Below are 22641 nucleotides of genomic sequence, written 5' to 3' on the forward strand. Positions count from 1 at the left end.
ATTAAAATAAAATATTATCCGCAAGGAACATCGCCCGTTTGCCAGCAACCGGATCCGTAACCCTATGGCTATAAGCAACACTTTCTTCTTTTATTCTATTCAAAGCCTGCCTAACGGAAACCAATAATCTCGACGAAGTTATCTTTTCTGACCTATCCAGCAATTTAGCAAGTTTACTCACATAAAACTGCTGCACTTTATACTTGGCATCACTCACAGGAGCATCGTCAGCCCATTCTGCAAATAATCCTTTATGTATGTTTTCCAGAAACTCATTTACAGATAACATGCCTTCACCGGCATCCTCCGTTTCCTCCACTTCCCGCAAGGAACGGATCATTTCCGACATCAACTCTTCATAAAAGCGGTCGAACTCCCGGCCACTGTCTATTTCTAATTTAGCGGTCAACTTTTTATCAAACATCCACATGGGCGGCTGTAATATATAAGCCTGTATAAAGCCCATAACCTTCTTATTGTAATCAGCTTTTTCAAGTATGTAAATACTCTCATCATCCGTTTCAGCAAGGCGTTTTCCACCCAAATGAGACAGTACATGCTGTACCCACTGCTTATAATGGCTCAATATCGCTTCATGACGCCCCTGCAATACATGCAAAGAGGTTTTATCTGTCACATTCCATACATCAGGATGCTCACACAAATATTTCAGATTCTCTATTCCCTGTGTATTAACCGCAACATGGTCATTTCCCAAATCTTCCGCCTGGGCCCGTACATCTATTCTGCTCAAGAAATGCAATGAAGGATCTTTCTGTTTTTCCTGATTCCAAAGACTCCTGTTCTTTTCTCTTTCAGAAGCATCTCTACCCGGAAATATACGGTAGCCCCATTCAATAGCCCATTTATCATATTCGCCAACACGTATCCGTCTGTTTTTCAAATCAACTTTATCTTGAGGGCGCAAGGCATAATTAAAGCGGACATAATCCATAATGGAGCTACCTATACTATATCGACTTAAAAAGTCATTATCGCGTAATTGGTCGATGGAGTAATGAGAACTACCCAGAAAGTTATGTTCCAACCCTAATGTATGGCCGATTTCATGTGTCAGCACTTGTTTTATCTGTTCGAATAGCAAAGAGTCCGGCAACTCTATATTCCATGCCTGCGGATCATTCGCTCCACATTGGGCGAAATACCATTTCTGCTCCAGATTCAGGACACTGCTGAAAATACCGACATGGCAAGCAATAATCTCACCGGACCGGGGTTCACAAGGAGTGGGACCATAGGCGTTATTTTGCCCTGATATTTTCCACGAAATAAACGGATAACTACTATCATAAATACTAAAATCAGGATCTTCTTCAGCAGTAGGGGCCAACCGCGCATCAATGGCATTCTTAAACCCGGCTTTCTCAAAAGCCGGACGCCAGTCGCGTACTGCTTCAATAATACAGCCGATGTACTTTTCAGGTGTGTTGCGATCTATATAAAAAATAATAGGTTGTATGGGTTCCACCAATTCTCCCTTCATGTATTTTTCTACATCTTCCGGCCTTATTTCCAGCCGCCATCGTTTGATTACGGATTTCCAGATAGCAGGCTGGTCTCCTTGAAAACAATCTTTGCCGATCGAAAAATAAGCTCCGGTATTCGCAGTAACTGTTTCCAACGGTCTCTTGGACAATAATCTTATACAAACACCCGTATCCCAGTCTCCCATATAAGAAGGTGAGACAGGCTTACCCGGCATTCCCATTGATGAGCTTTGATACGTTCGTGATGTATGTATCAGCAAACGGTTGTCATATCCCTTGATTTCCTTGATACAGTCCTTTTCCCTCAGGCGTGTACCTACCGATAAATCAAAAGACACAATATCAAGAGTAAACAGAGGGAAATCCTTTAAAACTTCACCAATCTCTATCAGGCTACTTTTCTGATTCCTTGCTTTGACCGGCAATATTTTATAAAGCCTTTCATTCCCACATTGGGCGGCGATCTTCGCATACATTCCTTCAGGGTCCTCTATCACTCTTTCATGTTGTGGGTCCATCATCCACAACTCATCACCCTGTTTGCGGAAACTAAAAAAGACCGGACCTACCATGTCACCCGAATATCCGAATTTCTTTTCCATATCCCGATCCGGACGGGCAGGAGCCGCCAGGATAGTTGTCGTTACGGCAAACTCACGTCCAATCAATGAATCCGGGATTTCCCAATAGATATGTTTATCACTTCGATAGGTAGTAAACATACCGGGAATAACTTCCACAGGTGCTCCTTCTTTTAGAAAAGTAGCAATACTTGGCTGTTGCCCGTACAAACAAGTACAGACAACAGCAAGAAACATTGCACTGATAATTCCTTTCAGCATAAAGACTGATTTATACTATTCGTAATTATAGCTAATATCAACAATCTTCCCAATAGGTTGATCGGGATCTTCGTAAACACAAATGCTGTTTTCTTCACGGGATACATCACCCGCTACTGTCAGTTGCAATTCTACAACTACACCTTTATCAGCAGTATTGATACCCAACCCGAGGGACATACCTAGTTTCTCCTTATATTCGCCTGTTTCCTCATCGTCATCTTCCTCTCTCACACTCTCAGGATCTTTAAATTTTAAACTAACTATCTGTGCTGACGGATCAGTTTCATAAGCATAAAGTTCAACTGCCCTTCCGCGATCAAGATCAATGCGATATAACTTATTACCCGATGTCATAAATATAAGGTTTGCCGTATACGCGTAAGAAGCTGCAAATTTTGCAGTTTCTACATTTACTTCGGACGGTAAAGCAATCGTATACTGGGCAGCACAAATCGGATCTTCATCTTGTGCACTGAATTTAAACACAGTCAGCTCTTTTCCGTTCCGGGAAGAAGCAATCGCATAAGCAAAATTTCCCCAATTTCCACCCGTAACAATATCATGTACTTCTAAAGACGGATCAATTACTTCCGGATCGAACAAATTAGATTCATCTGACATTGAATATGTAGATATAGGCTTCTGGTCACTCCATTTAGTACCATAATTACGTATTTCTTGAGTAGCCCGATTCATCATATAATCATAATAACCCGGAATAGATGCACTAAGAAAACGATGATTTTCAGAATCAAAAAACAAAAAGCCTCCTCCATACGAACCATAAGCGGAAATAGTGGGAAACTCACTTTCCTTTTTTACCGAAAATGGTACACAAAATCCATCCATAGGAGCACAATATGCTTTTCCACTATTTACAAACAATTCACCATGAGTACTCATCTTATAGAACTCGATATTCAACGGCTCCCCTTTTCCCGTCGGTTCAAAAAGTATTTTATTCGACGGATATCTCGTTATTAAAGTACTTGGAGTCAACAAGGCCAAGTTCTGATCGGTTACCACCATTAAAGCCGGACTTACTTTAAAACCAAAAAAACTCAGCATATTACTCAAAGACGAATTCCCATAGTTTTTTCTTGCACTGACCGCCAAAGGTTTTCCTTCTAACGGAAATGACTGATTCAGTTCCGATTTAAAGACATCCGGATAAACATAATATCCTTCCGAAGTACCCTCTATCGCTCCTAATACTCCCTTTCCTTCTTTCTCCTGCAATACAAACCAGCAAGGATTTAAAGGACGAATAATTGCAACTTCACCTATCTGATACCAGGTTGTTCCATTCATTTTATCCGTAATGACCAACATCAAACCTATATTTTCCGATTCATAAGGCTCGACTGTTACTTTACATTCTTTGCCTACAGAATAATCTTTATAATCACTAAGTCTGTCCGATCCCGCTTTCTTTCCTTCGATCGTTCTCTTCCATTGAAACACAAGGTTTTCCTCATTTTGCTCCAAAGTCTGAGAAATCTCTGGTATAATTGAAACTTCCACTGCTTCCTCTTTAGGCATACGTACCTTCGTTTCAGGTATTACGATATCCATCGTATTTACATCATGATAATCGTAATCTCCCTTGTCATCGTAACAGCCTGTTTGCAACAAAGCCACTCCGATAAAACTTACTATACAGATGATATATTTCCTCATAACGTTTCTTTTAATCTTATTCATATTCTATTTCATCACCTTCTTCACCTAAAATCGGTGGATTCCCCGCCTCCTTATATTCTTTATAAGCTTGCTTGATTACATCAATATCTTCATCTTCCAAATCATCCCATACACGTTGACATACATCCATAATAAACATATATTTAGCATCGCTATAACTGCCAAATCCCACATAATCACTCCATTCGCTCGGTTTCAACTCCCATCTGACATTTAAAACGATTTGATTCTTTTCTACAAGACCTTTATCAAACTGATGAAGAGGGTTATTCAAATCAAATTCCAAAAAACAACCATATACGTTTCTACCTGCCTCTACTTTCGGACGGTTTATTTTATAATAGAATATCTGGCAAACTGTATCAAGTTCAGTGTATATATACTTATTTTCCAGTATAACATCCACTGAATTCTGATAATCACTATTCGGGGTAACTTTTACACAGAAATCACGATTCTCTTTCAATAGATCCCCTTGTATTCTTACCGTAAAACTGTCTACAGCATAAGGTTCTTTCTTCACATAATCCGTATCGACCAAAGTACGGATATGTAGGCTACCGTAGAAATTGATACGAGGTGTCTGGTCATATAAGTCTATCTCATTTTCGCTGCATCCCACATAAATGCCGCAAACAAGAATAGCTAAAACAAAATATATAATACGTTTCATACCGATTCATCATTTAGAGTTGTTTCCAAAAATATATTCATCATCCGGCAATGTCATCTGATAATGAGCTTCAGTCATTGTTTCTATCCCACAACCGTAATAAGTGCTATAATTATGTGCTTTCAGAAAATAAAAAAGTTGTCCTTCCGCGAAATATTCTTTTCTATATTCTTTCATTATCTCATTGATACGTCTTGTCTGATTTTTGTCTTCTTCCGAAGTATTATCAAGATCATCATATCCGGTAGTCAGAATTTCATCACTATAAGAGATACCTCGTGCAAAACGCACAGTATTTAATGCATCAACACTTTCTGATACAGAAGATGAACATTCTGCTATAATGTAATACATTTCAGGCAAACGTATCAAAGGAACAGCATCGGCACCAGAATAAGTAAACCCGCCATTCAGGGGCTTCTGATTATATTTCCTGCAAAAAACATTTGTGCGGCTTGCTTCATTAACAACTTCAAACATTTCCGTATTTTTTCTCCAGTCGGTATTTCCTGCGTCAGCTGTTTCATAGAAAAATTTGAATTTATCTCCATCCAGATAGAAATGTTGCTGAGTATTGGTATTCTCCATATCCATATAGTTTCCAATAAGCAAATTGGAGAATTCATTGACTGTTATTCCAAATATTTGCTCTGCGTAGCGTATGGAATTGTAATTGGAAGCAGTCTGCGACTTGTACAATGTAAAATACTTAGAGGCAGCAATTACTTGTTTAGCATATTCCGTAGCCAATCCTTTGCTTTCAGCATCACCCTTGTAGCAATATACACGAGCTAACATCGCTTTAACCGCATATAGATTCATGCGAAATTCACGATTAACAAGAAAATGATTTTTCTCTATAAAATCTTCATCCGTCTGATCGGTAAAGAAATCAAGAGGATCACTATCTTTCAATAATTTTTCAGCATCATTCAAATCTTTGAGAATAGCATCAACCACTTCATTGGCCGGTAAAACAGGCGTGGCATCTTTATCAAAAGCAGTACGGTAGGATATAGCTTTAGATGCAGGATGTTCCTTATAAATAGGACCGAACATACGCAACAAATCAAAATGAAGAAAAGCACGAAGCCCAAGTGCCTCTCCCTTCATAGTTTCATAATAGTGTTCGGTAACTAAAACATCTTTATTTTTGTCTATGTACTCCAAGAAGTTATTAATATTGGCTATGATATTATACATCGTTGAATAAATGCCATTCTTCTTACTCAAAAACATATTCTCATAATCAAATACGATACTTTGGTCAAAAACAGCATTTGTATTATACTCCGGATAATCGGAATATAATCCTGCCAATTCATCCAAATATGCATAAGTCAAATCTCCGGCATACAATGTCTTGGTTCCCAACTTCAAATAAATACCTGTAAGGGCATCTTTAAATCCGGACTCCGACTCAAATTGCTTGTCAGTAGGAATAGAAGTCTTCGGAGATACATCCAACCAGTCGCTGCAAGACATTAGTCCCAGCATTGTTGTTGTCAATAGTATATATATTATCTGTTTCATACAAATAGTTTTTTAATTAGAAAGCAACATTCAAAGCAAATGTAAACTGACGAGAATACGGATAGTACAAACCTCTTTCGCGTTTCACTGTAGACCAATAGAAAAAATCTTCCATATTAAACGTTACTTTAGCAGAACTCAATCCCCAATGACTTATAAATTTAGTATTAGTGCGATCCATCCGATAGTAAACAGACAACGAACTTCCCTGGAATATATTCTCATCCATGATGAACCGGGAAGTGGCTTTTGTATCTAAACCGTTAGGATTAAGAACACGGAACTGTGCCTTATCACCCGGTTTCGCCCAACGCAACTGAGTCACCCGTCGGTCTACATTATATTTCAAATTAGCATTTTCCACTTTGTCAAGCAAAGTCTGGTTGTATACCTGACCGCCAAACTGATACCTGAAACTGACATCTGCTCCCCAACCTTTATATGTAAAGGAAGAATTAATATATCCTTGCCATTTAGGTTCTGTATTACCAATAGGCACTACATCATTTGCACTCCAGTTAACGGCGCTTGTCATTTCTCCGTTACGCTTTAATAATATTTCATCTCCGGAAGCCGGATCAATACCTAATGAACGTACTACCCAAATGCGTGACAAAGATTCACCTTCTTCATAACGTGGCAACGGCGTATCTTTCAGATTTGATGCATTCATATCATTCCTGTATTTCATCGCTTCCGATATTTTCAATAGTTTGTCAGTATTATGAGAACCGTTTACTGTAATGGTCCAATAAGCTTGTTTGGCAGTATTCTTATAAGGAATAGCCGAGAGAGAAATTTCCCAACCCTTATTCTCTATCTTTCCCAAGTTTTCCGGATAACTGCTGAAACCAAGAGAAGGAGCAAGACTTATCGAAGTAACCATATTATCTGTTATTTTCCGGTAATACTCCACACGGGCGGTAAGACGCTGGTCAAAGAAACCGAGTTCCAAAGCAAGGTTAGTACTTTTTGTAGTCTGCCATTTTAAATTTTCATTATGCATGGCCAGGATTTCCGAACCTGTTGCATCCGACGAGTAATAAGGAAGCAATAAATTAGAATATGTATAATAGCCATGTGCCTGATAAGGATCAAAACCTTGCGAACCGGTCGTTCCGTATGTCCCCCTCAAAATGAAGTCAGAAATAAAAGATACATCTTTCATAAAGTTCTCTTTTTTCAAATCCCAACGTAATCCGGTTGACCAGAAAGGAGCCCAACGGTTATTTTTTCCAAATTGAGAAGAACCGTCCAATCGTATATTAAAGTCGAACGAATACTTATATTTATAAGAATAGCCTCCGGCAGCCACCCAACCAATGGAACGTGTTGTCCTCTCATCTCCTGTCACTTTTTCATTATATTTCTTACCAAACAACAAGTTATCCATATTATCATTCGGGAAACCAGTCACATAGTTTCCATAAGTCTCCGAATTATTCTCCAATACACTCATACGTACATTAGCAGTCAGGTAGTGGTCTTCCAATTGCTTATTCCAGCTTCCTGTCAAATCTATTCCCCAATTGACAGCTTCACTCTGGCTTCTGCGATAATCACCTCTTAAGGTAGGATCAGTCACATTATCAAAAAGCGTATGTTGTGCAGGACGAAAAATATCACGATGCCCTACGCTCTTGGACAAATTAAAAGCTCCTTCAAACCGTAATTCACTAGTAGGATTATATTCCACCTTGAAAAGTTCACGCACCGTAAAGTTTTTGCTCTGATCTTTGCTGTTGAATGTCGTATTATACATCGGATTCAGATAGCTCGACTCACCACCCACTCCTTCAAAATTATCAAGCCGTTTTTGTATTTCTCCGTTCTCTCCATACGGACGCAGATAAGGATTCAAGCGGGTATATTCACTAAAACTTCCCCACGGAGACTCATTAGCCACCGAATTATCCAACGTAATGCTATTCTTTAACAACACCTTTTTCAGACGATACTGAAAATCAAGTGAACCGGTCAATACATCACGTTTACTGTCTTTCATCACACCCGGAGAACTATTATATCCGACATACATCCGATAACGCAAGGCTTCGTCACCACCTTCCAGCGTAACTGTATGCCGCTGTTGGAAAGCCGTCTGCAAAGGTTTGTCCAACCAATACGTATTTACTCCCGCCAATACTTCACGCAACTTAGATTGATAGAGCTTCCATTTTTCAACAGTCTCGCCGCCGTATGTATAAAGTCCGCTTTGTAACTCTGCGTCTATCTTCTCTCTTGCATTCATCAAATTATATCCAGTCATATCCGGAGCTTCAATACGAAGCTCCCCACCATAAGTCACCCAAATCCGTCCCGGTTTGGGAGTCTTGCTCTCGATAACAATTACTCCATTTGCCGCACGCGAGCCATAAATAGCTGTTGCTGCCGCATCTTTCAACACAACAATAGAAGCAACACGGTCGGGATCCATATCGGCAAGTGTCTGTATACTGATTTCAAAGCCGTCCATGATAAGCAACGGCTGGTTAGCATAAGTCTCATATTCGCCCTGAACTGCTAGTACATCGTTACTGGTAGAATTAAAATCTACCGCAGACTGCGCAGCCATATCCATATTTGCACCGCCGCGCATACGCATATCAGGCAGATTATTCGGATTAGACCCCATATTGATATTATCCATGATGCGAAGCCCGGGAGCGACAGCAGCTATCGCTTTAGCTACATTATTTGTACTATACTTTTTTAGGTCTTCACCCTTGATAGTAACAGCAGAACCGGTGAATCCCTCTTTCTTTCTATTAAACATACCTGTCACCACCACTTCATCCAGTGCTTTTGTATCAGACTTCATCACTACCGACATATAAGATGAAGGATTCAAGAACTGGGTTTCCAAACCTACATACGATATTCTGACCCGACTATCTTTCGGAACATCAGAAAGCTGAAAATTACCATTATTATCTGTGATAGTACGGATATTATTAGGATCTTCCACTATAATAGTGGCACCGATGACCGGAAGTCCGTCTTCCTCGGAAAAAACTTTTCCTTTTACTCGTGAAAAAAACTTTTTAGAATCCTTTTTTGTGATATTGATAAACTGTCCGTCAATGTGGTATTTCAACGGATTTTTTCCAATAATCACTTTCAATGCTTCATCAACTGTAGCTTTTTCTACTTTTCCGGTAGAAGTATAAGAACTGATTTCATCGTAGATAAAAAGAACTTTATATCCCGATACCTTTTCAAAACGTTTAAAAATAGAGGGTAACCCTTCATTTTTAAACTCCATTGTTATTTGCTTTTCCTTACCTGTCTGTGCTTCAACACGCCATGAATAAGCAAAAAGGAAAAACAAGAACAAGACAATGAACTTTTGTGCTTGATTCTTTTTCATAAGCCCGAATAGTTAAATAATATTTCATTCTTTTAATTGTATACGAAGTTTAAAAAAGAATGGTTACCCTTAAAAGAGTTTTTTTTTCAGAAATATATATTTCTATTCAGATTTATATCTTTTTGCTTGCTTTTTATTCGATAATTAGTTTTCCTGTTTCAAAATAAGCATGTATTCTCTCCATTCGATTCAATAATTCAATTAAGTGAAAGATGTCTTGATGACGATTTGCAAAGAAATGCATACGAAGATCCATGATTTTGCTATTACGGAACTCAATATCTATATTATACCAACGTCCTATTTCTTTCATCATGTCAACCAGAGCAACATCGTCAAAATAGAAAAATCCTTCCTTCCAATATAAAAATGATTCAATATCCACCTCTTTCACAGCAAATGTTCCGTCAGAAAAAAGTTGCGCACTTTGTCCCGGCATCATTTCAACAGTATGAACTCCACAAGTATCGCTAACAGCCACTTTTCCTGTAATGAGCGTAACACGGACATCAGTAGGAGAGTAGCTACGCACATTAAATTCCGTTCCCAATACACGAACCTGTAGATTTTCACTTTTCACTATAAAAGGATGCTCTGCATCTTTAGCAACTTTAAAATAGGCTTCCCCTTCCAAAGAGACAACTCTTTCTTTTCCTTTGAAAACCGTAGGATAAGTCAGACGACTGTCCGAATTCAAGAAGACTTCAGTCCCTTCGGATAAAACAACTTTAAATGTCTCTCCCCTGGGAATACTTAATCTATGTATCTGTACTTTCTGCTTTCCTACTTCCTTGGTTTCTGTCTGAAGAAGAGCACGACTATAATCTATTTCTTTAGAAGACAACTGTGCAGTAGAGGAAGACGAATAAGATTCTACTACTTCTTTTAGTGGTTTTATTTCCTTCTCACCATTCACTTGTAAAGTAACTTCTTGGGCAACATGATTGGCTTGAAACACTTTAATGATTTCCGGTTGTGACGAAATCATCATTGCACGCAAAACCAAAATTATAATAACAGTTGCCGCCACACCTGTGACACTAGCCCACAGTATGTGTCTATATTTTCTTCGATCATTCTTAGAATGTTTATTACGAAAATCTGCCAGTTCTTTCCGGACATCAATTGCCAGCACATTTTGCTCTTTCTGCATCTCTATCACAACCTCTGTCAAATTAGCATACGTTTGCAAACATTCCTCATCTTCTTTCAAATTATGCAATTGACCAGCAGTTATATGAGAACGATTCTCCATAATTTTCAGAAGTTCTTCTTCCGACTTACTTATATTTATATTCTTTTCATCCATAAATAATGTATTCAATATATATATATTTACGTTTTAAAGTCTATTCCGGTTACCCTCTTGACCCAATTCTTCGCGAAGAATACGCAAAGCCTTTACTATATTCTTATGAATAGCCGCAACACTTACATTCAATTCTTCGGCCACTTCTTTATATTTTTTATTATGAATATAGCATGCTTCCAATATATGATAATTATAAGGAGTCAACTTTTCCATAGCTTTACGAATACGCAAAATACGAGAATCAGAATGTTGTGAATCGGTTTCTATCATTTTATCAGTTAATTGCGAAGTAAACTCTACATATTCTTCATGGATATTTTGCTTGCGAAGATAGTCAATGCAACGTGTGCGAACGATTGTATAAAGATAAGTTTTAGCCGTCGCTTCTTCTATCTTTTCATAATTACGCCACAAATACTCAAAAGCATCACTTACGATATCTCTGCATACCTCAGCGTCATTTATAAAATAATATGCAAAATATACAAACTGTGCATACCATTCATTAAACATTTTGTCAAAAGTAGCCCTGTCATCCATTTAATATCGTATTCTTCTGTTATTTTTGGCAGACAAATATACATTAAAACTTAATACGCAGTTGCATTTGTACATCTGCTTTTTTATTTCCACAGATCAAATCATTGCCCGAACCGATCTCATTCCGGTCTAAATAGACTGTTTCGCCAAACTTAGTTATCAACAGAAAATGTTTATTCAGTTCATATCTGAAACGAACAGAACAGCGAAATCCACGACCTTGGAAAGACGGAGTGTAAAACGTATAGAGCAATCCGCTTTCCGAGACATATACGCGCGAATCATAATCGTCTGTAAAAAAGTAACTGCCCTGAACGTCAGCAAACAGCCTGGCCCAAGGCAGTTGGGAGGATATCATTTGTGTAACCTGATATCCTTTATTAGCAGCTCTGTCCTGAGAATGAAAATGATTATAATCTAAAGTTGTACGACTGCTTAACACATCTCCTACAGAATAGTTCAAACGATAGCGGAGTTGGTGGTGAAAAATAGGAAGTGTTAGTGTTCCTTTACTACCTGTCCAATCCCGTTCTTTGCGTTTATAGCGGTACTTCAGATACATGGATAGATGGCTGCGTGGAGTGAAAGTGGCTTGAAGCAGTCCGTCTGTTCCACGAGAGGGTTTATTCACTCTGTATTTTTTCCAAGGGAAGGAAAATAAATCGAATGAAGCGAAAAACTTCCAATAGGCAAAAGGAGAAATTTCCATGCCGATATAATATCCCTGTTCATTTTGTGTCGTACTTCCTTCACCGAAAGAATGGGCAAACATGCCCCAATAGTTATAAGAATAAAACCGGTGTATCAACATGATTTGAGTGTTTTGAACCGGTGAATATTGCAAACGGTTCAAAGATGCCCAACCTTGTTTTCCGATTGCTGTTTCTCCCTGAAAAGAAAAACGACGCCAGCGGTAAGCATAATCTATTCCCAGATTATAGAAGTTGTTTCCATGAAGATTGTATTTGGAATAGCCTGTTAATTCCGGTTCGTATAGTCGGTTGAAAAGGTAGTAAATACCGGTGATACCCAGTCGGATACGGTTGTGTTGATAATTCACATGCCCACCTGTTAATTGCATGGTGAACAGATTCTTTTTATCTGCTTCTTTTTGACTCCTGTGCAGTCCGGTCTTATAGATAGAGGTGATTGCCCCATCAGCAATTACTCCATCTAATGAACGGTGTGAATAGAAACCAGAAATATCCCAATCTTTAGATAAGGCAACAGTGGCGGCCACTCCCCGAAAATAATTGTATTCGTCGCTGGAAGAGTGTTTCTTTATCCCGCTATTACGATTGTTGAAAGAAGAGGCATAGATTGTTTTTCCCATTAGATAATCAGTATTAATCACTAATCCTTGCCCGAAACTAAGCCGATAGTTACCAACAGCTAATGCTTCTAACCGCCCACAATCTTTTAATAACAGATAAAAGGAATGATAGTCGTAGCCGTAGCGATTGTGTAAAGCTCCAAAAGGTTCTCCGGCATCTTTTTCAGCAACGACTCCTGCATAGAGTCGGTCACTATACCGGAAACTGTATTTCACAGAGTTATAAACAGAAGGTCCTAAATAGGTATGTTCATAACCTTTTCGCTTATAAAATGGTATATCAAAGCGAGTTAGCAGTTCATTTTTTCCATACTTCGCTGCGCTTTTCAACATAGTTTTCCACCGAAAAACAGGTTCATTGTTAATAGCTTTTATACAGACGAAAGGTAGTAAATACTGGATTGTTTGCTTATCCATCTCTTCTACCAGTTGAAGTTCATAGATGGTTTTCATCTGTCCGTGTATATAGATGTAAGCCAGCAGATGTTCAATCTGAATATCACTAAGGAAAGGAAACTGTTCGAGTTGTTCACGGGTAGCAACATTCAAATTAACCGGTTCTTGCAAACGATTGGAAAGTTCTTCCAATTCATTTTCCCAATTAGGAGTATTAACAGAGTTATCAGTTTCGTTATTAACAGATAAATCTTCAAGAATATCTTCTAAAAGACTTTCAGAAGGGTTTTGAGCACTACAAGCAGGAATTATTAACAGGCTGTTTATAATACTTATCAACCGTAAAAGTTGAATAGTTTTCATCAATAAAATGGTTTATTCTTCCTGCTTTTTAACAGATAAGGCCGCAAAGATACTTTAAATAGGTTAACATCGAAGAGAAATGTCTGAATAATAAAATTTTAATTCTATTTTTGTATCGTGAAAAGAAGGCTTAACATAGTAGTAATGACGCTGTTTGCTATTGTTTGTTGTTCGTTGCGCCTGCAAGCTCAAGATAAACAAAGCATCAATGGATATTTGGTTCCGATGTGCATCTACAACGGAGATACAATCCCATCTATCCAGTTACCGACTGTGTACATCTTCAAACCTCTTAAATTCAAAAATGAAAAGGAACGCCAGGAATATTATCGACTGGTTCGCAACGTGAAAAAGGTATATCCTATCTCCAGGGAAATTAACCAGGCTATCATCGAAACCTACGAATATCTTCAGACATTACCCAATGAAAAAGCCCGCCAAAAACATATCAAACGGGTTGAAAAAGGCTTGAAAGATCAATATACCGCCCGAATGAAAAAGCTCTCTTTTACACAAGGAAAGTTATTGATAAAGTTAGTGGACCGCCAGAGCAACCAGACTAGTTATGAACTGGTGAAAGCATTTATGGGACCTTTCAAAGCAGGGTTCTATCAGACTTTTGCTGCATTGTTCGGAGCCAGTTTAAAAAAAGAATATGATCCGCAAGGTGAGGATAAACTAACAGAACGTGTGGTGTTGATGGTGGAGAACGGACAGATCTGACTCCCCCCCCTTGTAAATACAGGAAAGGACAAATTTTACCAATGCACCTTTTGCTCATTCATCTGTCTTTTCAGATTGTCAATCCAATCAGCTTGTTTTTTATCGGATACATCTTTCAAGAACCATTTTTGTCGATATATTAAGGACTCTCCAGGTTGCAACTCTACATATTTTCCATGATTCTCGAGTTCCAGATAGCGCCCCTTCGGTGCTACAAAAATTTCTACTTCGCCTTGCCCGGGAGGAGCTTCATCCGGCCTAATGTCCGGGAAACATTTAATAAACAAAAGTCCCCTATAATAATGTGCCATCCAACCTCCCTTAGCAGTCGAGAATAACTTCTGACCGCGTTCATTAGTACCATCCGGACACGGAACCCACACCATACCTTTATCTTCATAGCCTCCTGTTACATCAGATTTATTCATCTGATTCGTTTCTCCTACAGGAAAAAAACTCAAACCTCCATACACTCTCGTCACATCCCAAGGAGCCAGTCTCTTTAGCTGACGAGATACATTCCGAACAGAATAATTAATCAAGATGGATGAATCTCTTTCTGATATAGAAAACTCCTTGGTGACAGACACACCGCTTATCGAATCCGGCGAACTTACCAACCGAAGAGTTCTTTTATCCTCCTCTGCTTGATAAGGCAACTCATCAACACACTGATATTGAGGCCAATATTCCGACTGGGGAGACAGCCAAAACGTTGCTCCGTAATACTTGCTATGTACAGAATCAGAAGCCAACAACTCCTTATCTTCACATTTAAAAGAAACAATCCTACCACCCTTTCCTGCCGATACACTGAAAGAAAGATTAGCGAAAGACAAAACATACACGTCATCTTGTTTTTCTATCCGGCTTTCTCTTTGCAAAGAAGATTTGCAACCAAAACACAAGCAAGATATAAAGAGATATAATAGAATCTTCGGGGTTCTCATCATTCGTTCAAAGTTTCGGATATAGACGGGGGTAATATAGCATGTTTAAAGTTACCCGGAACCGAACTCATCGTAAACTCCAAGGTTCCTCCATTCAGTATATCGGCATGCGTAATAAAAAGTTTATTATAAGCTCTACCATTCAGTTTCACTGATTGCACATATATGTTCTCATCGCTCCAGCCTACTGTTTTTACTTTAAAAAGCTTGTCTCCAATAGAAATTTCAGCCTTTTCTACCATCGGTTTTCCCAATATATATATTCCTTCTGCCGGATTCACAGGATAAAATCCCATCGCGCTGAAAACATACCAAGCCGACATCTGTCCGCAATCTTCATTACCACACAATCCATCCGGCTGATCGGTATATAAAGTAGACATGATTTCATGCAATCGCTGTTGAGCCTTATGAGGTTGCCCCGCATAATTATAAAGATAAGCTACATGATGGCTAGGTTCATTACCATGCGCATACTGACCGATAAGTCCGGTTATATCTATCGGAACATCATGACCTGACACACCCATAGGCATGGAAAACAAAGTATCAAGAGCATTGGCAAATTCTCCGCTGCCTCCATACAGATTTATCAATCCTTGTACATCATGAGGAACAAAGAAAGAATATTGCCATGAATTCCCTTCTACCCAATCACATTCTCCATAAGATGAGAAGAAAGGATCAAACGGACGACGAAAGCTACCTTTGCTGGAAAAACCGTTCATTAGCTTATATTCTTTGTCAAAGTATGTTTTATAACCGGAAGACCGTCTCATAAAATAGTTATAATCGTCTATCTTACCTAAGTCTTTCGCCATTTGAGCTATGCACCAATCGTCATAACAATATTCCAAAGCGGTAGAAACAGATTTATTGTAAATATCGTAAGGAATATAACCGTATTGTTTCAACTCTTTCACGCCAAAGTTGTCCTGCATGGCTGACATCTTCATAGCTTGATATGCCTTTTCCACATCATAATTTCTTATTCCTTTGAAGTAAGCGTCTACAATGACGGGGACAGCATGATAACCAATCATACAATTTGTCTCACTTGACCACAATGGCCACACTGGCAGTAGCCCATACTGTTCATATTGCGCAAGCATGGATTGTATCAGATCATTCACCTTATCCGGGGCAATCAGTGTTAATAATGGATTTTCAGCACGAAATGTATCCCACAGCGACAACACCGTATAATTATTAAACCCTTCGGCCATGTGTGTTTGTTTATCAAATCCCAAGTACTCTTTATTCACATCATTATATAAATAAGGAGCCAATAAAGAATGGTACAAAGCTGTGTAAAAAATTGTTTTATTCTTATCAGGGGCTCCTACTTTAATCTTTGATAATTCCTTTTCCCAAACTGCCTGTGTCTCACTAAGCGTTTTGTTAAAATCCCAATGCGGTATTTCTTCCGAAAGATTTTGGAGTGCATTTTCCGCACTCACAGCAGAAATTCCTACTTTTACTAACACCATCTCATTGGGCGAGGTTTCAAAATTAAGAATAGCTTTTATATTTTTACCGGAAGCTTGCTTTTCCTTGATAAATTGCTCATCTGCAGCAATGGACAGGTCAAATGTCTTGGATACTTTTAAAGCAAAAAACAGTTGTTGTTCACTCCAGTATTTTTCCCCGGGCTCACCCCAACCTTTTGTTGTTCTCTCACCTATTATCGTACAACTGTCTATCTTATTTATAGAGGTAAAAAGGACAGAGTCAGTTGCAAAATGATGCGATAAATCCAATATAATATGAGAAGATTTACTATCAGGAAATGTATAACGATGAAAACCGCAACGAGGAGATACTGTCAATTCAGCCATAATATCATAATCTTTCAACCTTACCTTATAATATCCCGGAGATGCAGACTCCTCGTCATGTGAAAAACGGGAGCGATACCCTTCATCCGGTTTACTTTTCGATCCCGGACTTAATTTCAAATTTCCCGTTGTAGGCATCAACATTACGTCCATCAGGTCGGAACGGCCTGTACCTGAAAGGTGCGTATGAGAAAAACCAATGATTGAACTATCGGAATAATGATAACCGGCACACCAGTCCCATCCTTCAAGTCCTGTGTCGGGACTTAATTGCACCATTCCGAAAGGGTATGCTGCTCCCGGAAATGTATGTCCATGTCCGCCCGTTCCTATCAGCGGATCGACAAAGTCTAACAAACTATCCGCACTAATTGTGCTATTTTCGTACTTGCACCCGGATAGGGTACATAACGCCATGATGGTCCATATTATTTTTTTCATCTTTCTCAAATATTTACGAAGCAAATTTACCCGGAATTCCTCATACATACACCCACAAAAAGCTAAGAAAAAAGAGAAAAAGGAAAATCAAAACACAAACAAAACATGAACAAAACAATATAACAACCACATATACAGAAAATTAACCCTAAGTTCATTCCTATTTAATTCATAACAACTACAAAGAAAAAACAAACTCCTGATACAATTACCCCAGGACACAAAACATTTATCCTAATCGAGAGATAAACAAAACAGCGACCATCAGCCAAACTCCCGATGAAAGCGCTTTTGTTTGTATTTTGTTCATGTTTTGTTTTCACTTTATTGCTTTTTTCATTCGGCTACATTGACCTAAAAGCAATAATTTTACAGCAAAATTCATTTTTTGTATAACTTTAAAATTTAAAACAATGAAAAAGTACTTAAAAATTAAGCTTCTGATATTGATATTCCTGACGGGAATACAATATATGAACGCACAAGGTACAACAGTCGTCAACGGAACTGTTATTTCAGATCAGAATGAGCCTCTGATAGGTGTTACAGTAACCGAGGCGGGAACTACAAATGGGGTAATAACCGATATAAATGGTAAATTCTCAATTACGCTGAGAAATGCGACCGGGAACCTGACTTTCAGCTATGTAGGATACACTACACAGACAATCGCGGTAAATAACCAAAGCAAGAATCTGAAAGTCGTATTAATTGAAGACTCTAAGCAACTGGAAGAAGTCATTGTTGTGGGTTATGGTGTACAGAAGAAAGCGAATGTATCCGGTTCTATTACATCATTGGGCACGCGCGACTTACATACAATGGCCACCAATGACGCCTCTCAAGCTCTACAAGGGAAAGCTCCCGTTTATGTATCAAGGAAAAGCGGATTACCCGGTGAAGGTTCCTCCGTATATATGCGCGGTGTGGGAACACTGAACAATGCCGCTCCGCTCTGGATTATCGATGGAGTTCCCGGAATGCCGCTGGACAACTTTAACGAAGTGGAATCCATCCAGTTATTGAAAGATGCCGCATCTGCAGCCATCTATGGAATTGAGGCAGCCAATGGAGTCGTGTTGGTGACAACCAAGAAAGGTGCTAAAGGAAAAATAGCGGTGAACTACAATGGTTACGTAAAAGTGAACCACGCCCTCGGACTTCCTGAAATGCTGGGAACCCAAGGTTACATCGACATGTACAAGGCCAGATGGATGTCTAACAATCCGGATAAAGGCGAACCTACAACTAATGACATTAAATCGTTCTATTTCCTGACTCCAAACGAAGTATCCCAGTTACCTAATACTGACTGGATAGACGTGATGTTTGGTACCGGAATAGAACATTCTCACAGCATTGACATTTCCGGAGCTTCCGATAGATCATCTTATTTCCTTTCTGCGATGTACGAGAATGACGAAGGTACTTATGTAGATACAAACTACAAGAAGTGGGCCATTAAAGCCCGGTTCGAACAAACTCCATTAAAATGGTTGAAGTTCAGTCAGACGGTAAATTTCAGTCACTCGAAAAGAAAACACAATGCATTAAACTGGGAATACATTCTACGCGCTAATCCAGCCATGAATGTATATGATGACACCAACCCAATGGGTACAGGATACGGATACTTCACTGATGAATTTGCAGGAACAATCGACTGGCAAGGAGGAAATCCGCTGGAAAGCGCAGACCTGAAAGATCATTGGGAAAAGTGGAATGTTGCATGGGGAAATTTACAAGTAGTCATCACCCCGATAAAAGGGTTGGTATGGACTACCAACCTGACAGGAACACTCAATAATCATGCAACTTCTAAATTCTTATATAGTACATTTGGAGGTATCTCAACCAACTCTATCGACTTTGTGGAAGGAAAAAATATCCAGGGACACCAATTGGACTACTCTCATAATCAAAGTACTTCCTATTTGTTGAATACATACGTAAACTATAATAAATTGATTGGTAAACACGACCTTGGAGCAATGGTCGGTTTCGAAGTAAGAGAATCACGCAATGATGACGCATCAGGATATGCAGAATGGGGCATACCGGCTCAAGATTTAAGAAGTACCGCTCTTGCCGATCCCAAATATAGAGACGGCACCAACGCTTGGGCAACAGGAAGTAGTTACTCCATATTCGGACGTGTTACTTATGCTTATGACAATCGCTATTTGCTGACAGCAAACTTCAGAAATGATGCCAGTGACATCTTTGCTCCAGGCAAAAGAAGTGCCTTCTTCCCATCCGTCTCTATCGGTTGGAACATAGCCAATGAAAAATTCTTTAAAATGGAAAAGATTAATGACCTGAAACTAAGGTTTGGTATCGGAGAAATAGGAAACAACAGTATCGACAAAAACTGGTGGAGACAAGAATATAAATTGCAAACCAACGGTACTTGGCTGGCCCAAAAAACTCCAAATAAAGACGTAACGTGGGAAAAAACAAGAATAACTAATATAGGAATAGACCTTGGTGCATGGAATAATGCTTTCACTGCTACTATCGACTTATACAATAAGGAAACACGCGATGCATTGATTGAACAAAAAATGCCTTCACATATTGGTGTTGGTAGTAGTACTTACAAATTAAACAAAGGAGAAATCAGCAACAAAGGTATTGAATTGGCTTTGTCATACAGAGGTTCAATCAATCATTTCAACTACCTCGTAAGTGGAAATATTTCATACAACAAGAATAAGGTGCTAAACACGGGCAATGCCAGCTATTTGTCCGGAGGAAGTTTCAACCGTACATTCGTAGACGGACCAGTAGCAGCATTTTGGGGATACGTAGCAGACGGACTGTATCAAACACAGGCGGAAATAGATGCTTTGAATGCGATATCAATGGAAAAATGGGGCGTAGCATACGATGCAGGAAATATAGGCCCGGGAGATATTAAATTTAAAGATTTGAACGGAGATGGACGTATCAATGATGAAGATATGACTTCAATAGGTAACCCTTGGCCAACATACGTATACGGATTCAATGTGAACCTGGAATATAAAGGTTTTGAATTCAACATGAACTGGCAGGGAGTAGCAGACAGAGATATATACAATAATACCAAACAATGCCTTGAAAATATGAACGCTGACTGGAACTCAACTCCAGATGTGTGGAATGCATGGACACCCAACAATCCTCATACCAGCCAACCTCGTCTGGGAAATGCTACCCACAACTATCAATTGCCCAACTCATACATGGTTGAAGATGGTTCATACTTGAGATTAAAAAACATTCAGCTAGGATATAATTTCAATAAATCAGTAGTATCTAAAATGAAATTATCAAAACTGAAAATTTATGTAGGAGTAGAAAATGCACTGACATTTACTAAATTCAAAGGATTTGATCCTGAATTTATAGGCAATAACAATGCCGAACAGGGAGTGTATAATTTAACACAATATCCGCAATCCCGTTCTATTTCATTTGGTCTTAATGTTGGTTTTTAATCAGATAAAAATATAAATATGAAAATTAAATATATGTTCATAGCAGGATGTCTGCTTCTGACATCAGCATGCAGCGATTTTCTGGATCACCCTCTAACAACGTCTGTATCGGACGATAATATTGGAGAAATTATACAAAAAAACCCTGCCAAGTTAGGCGAGTTTTTAGGAAGTGCTTACAGGTCACTCGGTTCTATCCATCTTTATGGAAGACAAACCGAATATATGGCAACCATGTCGCATGAAATGGATATCGATTGGCTGGGTGAAGAACAACGGAATCAATGGGCTATCAATGGGCTTACTTCCAGCAACAAGAATGTAGAAGAGGCCTACATTAAATATTACAAAGCTTTGGCTTCTACCAATCTCATGCTGGACTTGATAGACCACGTAGACCTGGAAGCGCTGGATGAAGAGAAAAAGACAATGGTAATGAACTTTCAGGGTGAAAGTCTATTCTTAAGAGCATTTATACATTTCGATCTATTACGCCTATTCGGAGAACAGGGACCTTCTTTCGGGGGAACTTATCCAAACAATAAGGATGCGAAAGGAATTATTCTGATGGAAGGTATTGCAGATGCTAGCAATGCTATTACAGCCAGATCAACTATTGAAGAATGTTATCAATTAATAATCAAAGATCTGAAAAGAGCCGAAACCTGCATTGGAGACAACCAGATTCCGGTCAATATGGCAGTACCCGGACCCGGCTATACAGACACTGATTATACAAAAGACCAAGGATGGGCTCAAAAACCCGCCGTACACGCATTACTTGGAAAAGTGTATCTATACATGAGTGACTTTGCCAATGCCAAAACAGAGTTTGAGAAAGTTATAGGTGATAGCCGCTTTAAATTGGACAAACCGGTCAACTTTACAGATTACATCCAGCATACGGACAATAATCCTGAATGTATCTTCTCCCTGCAATATTATCTCTCATCAGGAAGTGCCTATGATGATGCCCCTCAACATCACCTGGTTCGTATCTTCGGAGGAGCTCCAGGTGCGTGGAACAACTTCTTTGTCGATCAACGTACTGCTGCACGATTCGGCGACGATCCGCGTCTGTATGAAGCTACATTATACGATTATACATGGCAGGCTTGGAGTACAACCACTACCGGCATTACATTTATAAAGGCAGATACGAATGTGCCCGATTACAGATATTACGCACGCAAGTATACCGACTTCTATAACGTGTCTTCACCTGTATTCTCGACCAAGAATGTAGATATCATCCGCTTGGCAGATATTTATCTGATGTATGCCGAAGTAATGCTCAAGTTGAACTCTGTAGATGTGGCTACCGAGTATGTGAACAAAGTCCGCCGCCGCGCATGGGGCGAAAGCAACTATGACGTACCCGGTACAAAAGGAGAAGATTTTTCAACTGTCACCATGGAAATCCTTCAGGAAGAACGCTACAAAGAATTATTCTTTGAGAATACCCGTTGGTATGATATCTGCCGTTGGGGAATACTGGAACAGGAATTGGCCAAATATCCTTCAACAAAGGCAGGAACTGTACATTACGATCCACAAGACTATTATCTTCCGATCCCTGAAAGTGAATTAAGAACGAATCCATTAATGAAACAAAGTAAAGGATATTAAG

13 protein-coding genes are annotated in these 22641 nt (G+C 39.1%); 3 read left to right on the top strand and 10 right to left on the bottom strand.

The annotated features are described in order from the left end of the window. Nucleotide 1: 1 nt before the first annotated feature. The 8 genes from I2I04_RS03675 to I2I04_RS03710 form a co-directional block, all read right to left on the bottom strand. Nucleotides 2-2350, bottom strand: a complete 2349-nt coding sequence (locus I2I04_RS03675) for a zinc-dependent metalloprotease (protein WP_195654326.1) — start codon at nt 2348-2350, stop codon at nt 2-4. 15 nt (nt 2351-2365) lie between these two features. Beyond that, a complete protein-coding gene (locus tag I2I04_RS03680; protein WP_195654327.1) occupies nt 2366-4033 on the bottom strand; it encodes a PKD-like family lipoprotein in 1668 nt (555 codons plus the stop codon). Nucleotides 4034-4049: 16 nt separating this feature from the next. After that, nucleotides 4050-4730, bottom strand: coding sequence for a DUF4843 domain-containing protein (locus I2I04_RS03685; RefSeq protein WP_195654328.1), 681 nt, complete (start codon nt 4728-4730; stop codon nt 4050-4052). Nucleotides 4731-4739: 9 nt separating this feature from the next. Then, complete coding sequence (locus I2I04_RS03690; RefSeq protein ID WP_195654329.1) at nt 4740-6263, bottom strand: RagB/SusD family nutrient uptake outer membrane protein; 1524 nt, start codon at nt 6261-6263, stop codon at nt 4740-4742. 16 nt (nt 6264-6279) lie between these two features. Beyond that, on the bottom strand, nt 6280-9633 hold the full coding sequence (locus I2I04_RS03695; RefSeq protein WP_195654330.1) for a SusC/RagA family TonB-linked outer membrane protein: 3354 nt from the start codon (nt 9631-9633) through the stop codon (nt 6280-6282). Nucleotides 9634-9766: 133 nt separating this feature from the next. Next, nucleotides 9767-10942, bottom strand: coding sequence for a FecR family protein (locus tag I2I04_RS03700; RefSeq protein WP_195654331.1), 1176 nt, complete (start codon nt 10940-10942; stop codon nt 9767-9769). A gap of 33 nt (nt 10943-10975) precedes the next feature. Further along, entirely contained in the window at nt 10976-11485 is a 510-nt protein-coding gene (locus I2I04_RS03705) for a sigma-70 family RNA polymerase sigma factor (protein ID WP_143258801.1), read from the bottom strand. Between the two features lie 43 nt (nt 11486-11528). Then, entirely contained in the window at nt 11529-13577 is a 2049-nt protein-coding gene (locus I2I04_RS03710; protein WP_195654332.1) for a helix-hairpin-helix domain-containing protein, read from the bottom strand. Nucleotides 13578-13721: 144 nt separating this feature from the next. Between I2I04_RS03710 and I2I04_RS03715 the strand changes: the two genes are divergently transcribed. Next, nucleotides 13722-14300 carry a DUF4294 domain-containing protein gene (locus tag I2I04_RS03715; protein WP_195472899.1) on the top strand — a complete coding sequence of 193 codons (579 nt, stop codon included), beginning with the start codon at nt 13722-13724 and terminating at the stop codon, nt 14298-14300. Between the two features lie 35 nt (nt 14301-14335). Here the strand turns inward: I2I04_RS03715 and I2I04_RS03720 are convergent, their stop codons facing one another. Next, nucleotides 14336-15253 carry a DUF4380 domain-containing protein gene (locus I2I04_RS03720; protein WP_195654333.1) on the bottom strand — a complete coding sequence of 306 codons (918 nt, stop codon included), beginning with the start codon at nt 15251-15253 and terminating at the stop codon, nt 14336-14338. Then, nucleotides 15250-17529 carry a GH92 family glycosyl hydrolase gene (locus I2I04_RS03725; RefSeq protein ID WP_143258805.1) on the bottom strand — a complete coding sequence of 760 codons (2280 nt, stop codon included), beginning with the start codon at nt 17527-17529 and terminating at the stop codon, nt 15250-15252. Before I2I04_RS03725 ends, I2I04_RS03720 begins: the two co-directional genes overlap by 4 nt. Before the next feature lie 413 nt (nt 17530-17942). On the opposite strand from I2I04_RS03725, the gene I2I04_RS03730 reads away from it, so the two are divergent. Beyond that, a complete protein-coding gene (locus I2I04_RS03730) occupies nt 17943-21011 on the top strand; it encodes a SusC/RagA family TonB-linked outer membrane protein (RefSeq protein WP_195654334.1) in 3069 nt (1022 codons plus the stop codon). 18 nt (nt 21012-21029) lie between these two features. Beyond that, on the top strand, nt 21030-22640 hold the full coding sequence (locus tag I2I04_RS03735; protein WP_195654335.1) for a RagB/SusD family nutrient uptake outer membrane protein: 1611 nt from the start codon (nt 21030-21032) through the stop codon (nt 22638-22640). Nucleotide 22641: the final 1 nt, after the last annotated feature.

The organism is Bacteroides sp. 1001136B_160425_E2 (genome assembly GCF_015559655.1).
In the GTDB taxonomy this organism is placed as follows: Bacteria; Bacteroidota; Bacteroidia; order Bacteroidales; family Bacteroidaceae; genus Bacteroides; species Bacteroides luhongzhouii.

Bases quoted from the DNA above. Each gene is read 5' to 3' on its own strand.
- I2I04_RS03730 (WP_195654334.1), top strand. From the start codon at position 17,943: ATGAAAAAGTACTTAAAAATTAAGCTTCTGATATTGATATTCCTGACG.
- I2I04_RS03715 (WP_195472899.1), top strand. From the start codon at position 13,722: ATGACGCTGTTTGCTATTGTTTGTTGTTCGTTGCGCCTGCAAGCTCAA.
- I2I04_RS03720 (WP_195654333.1), bottom strand. From the start codon at position 15,253: ATGATGAGAACCCCGAAGATTCTATTATATCTCTTTATATCTTGCTTG.
- I2I04_RS03700 (WP_195654331.1), bottom strand. From the start codon at position 10,942: ATGGATGAAAAGAATATAAATATAAGTAAGTCGGAAGAAGAACTTCTG.
- I2I04_RS03705 (WP_143258801.1), bottom strand. From the start codon at position 11,485: ATGGATGACAGGGCTACTTTTGACAAAATGTTTAATGAATGGTATGCA.
- I2I04_RS03675 (WP_195654326.1), bottom strand. From the start codon at position 2,350: ATGCTGAAAGGAATTATCAGTGCAATGTTTCTTGCTGTTGTCTGTACT.
- I2I04_RS03695 (WP_195654330.1), bottom strand. From the start codon at position 9,633: ATGAAAAAGAATCAAGCACAAAAGTTCATTGTCTTGTTCTTGTTTTTC.
- I2I04_RS03685 (WP_195654328.1), bottom strand. From the start codon at position 4,730: ATGAAACGTATTATATATTTTGTTTTAGCTATTCTTGTTTGCGGCATT.
- I2I04_RS03710 (WP_195654332.1), bottom strand. From the start codon at position 13,577: ATGAAAACTATTCAACTTTTACGGTTGATAAGTATTATAAACAGCCTG.
- I2I04_RS03680 (WP_195654327.1), bottom strand. From the start codon at position 4,033: ATGAGGAAATATATCATCTGTATAGTAAGTTTTATCGGAGTGGCTTTG.
- I2I04_RS03690 (WP_195654329.1), bottom strand. From the start codon at position 6,263: ATGAAACAGATAATATATATACTATTGACAACAACAATGCTGGGACTA.
- I2I04_RS03735 (WP_195654335.1), top strand. From the start codon at position 21,030: ATGAAAATTAAATATATGTTCATAGCAGGATGTCTGCTTCTGACATCA.
- I2I04_RS03725 (WP_143258805.1), bottom strand. From the start codon at position 17,529: ATGAAAAAAATAATATGGACCATCATGGCGTTATGTACCCTATCCGGG.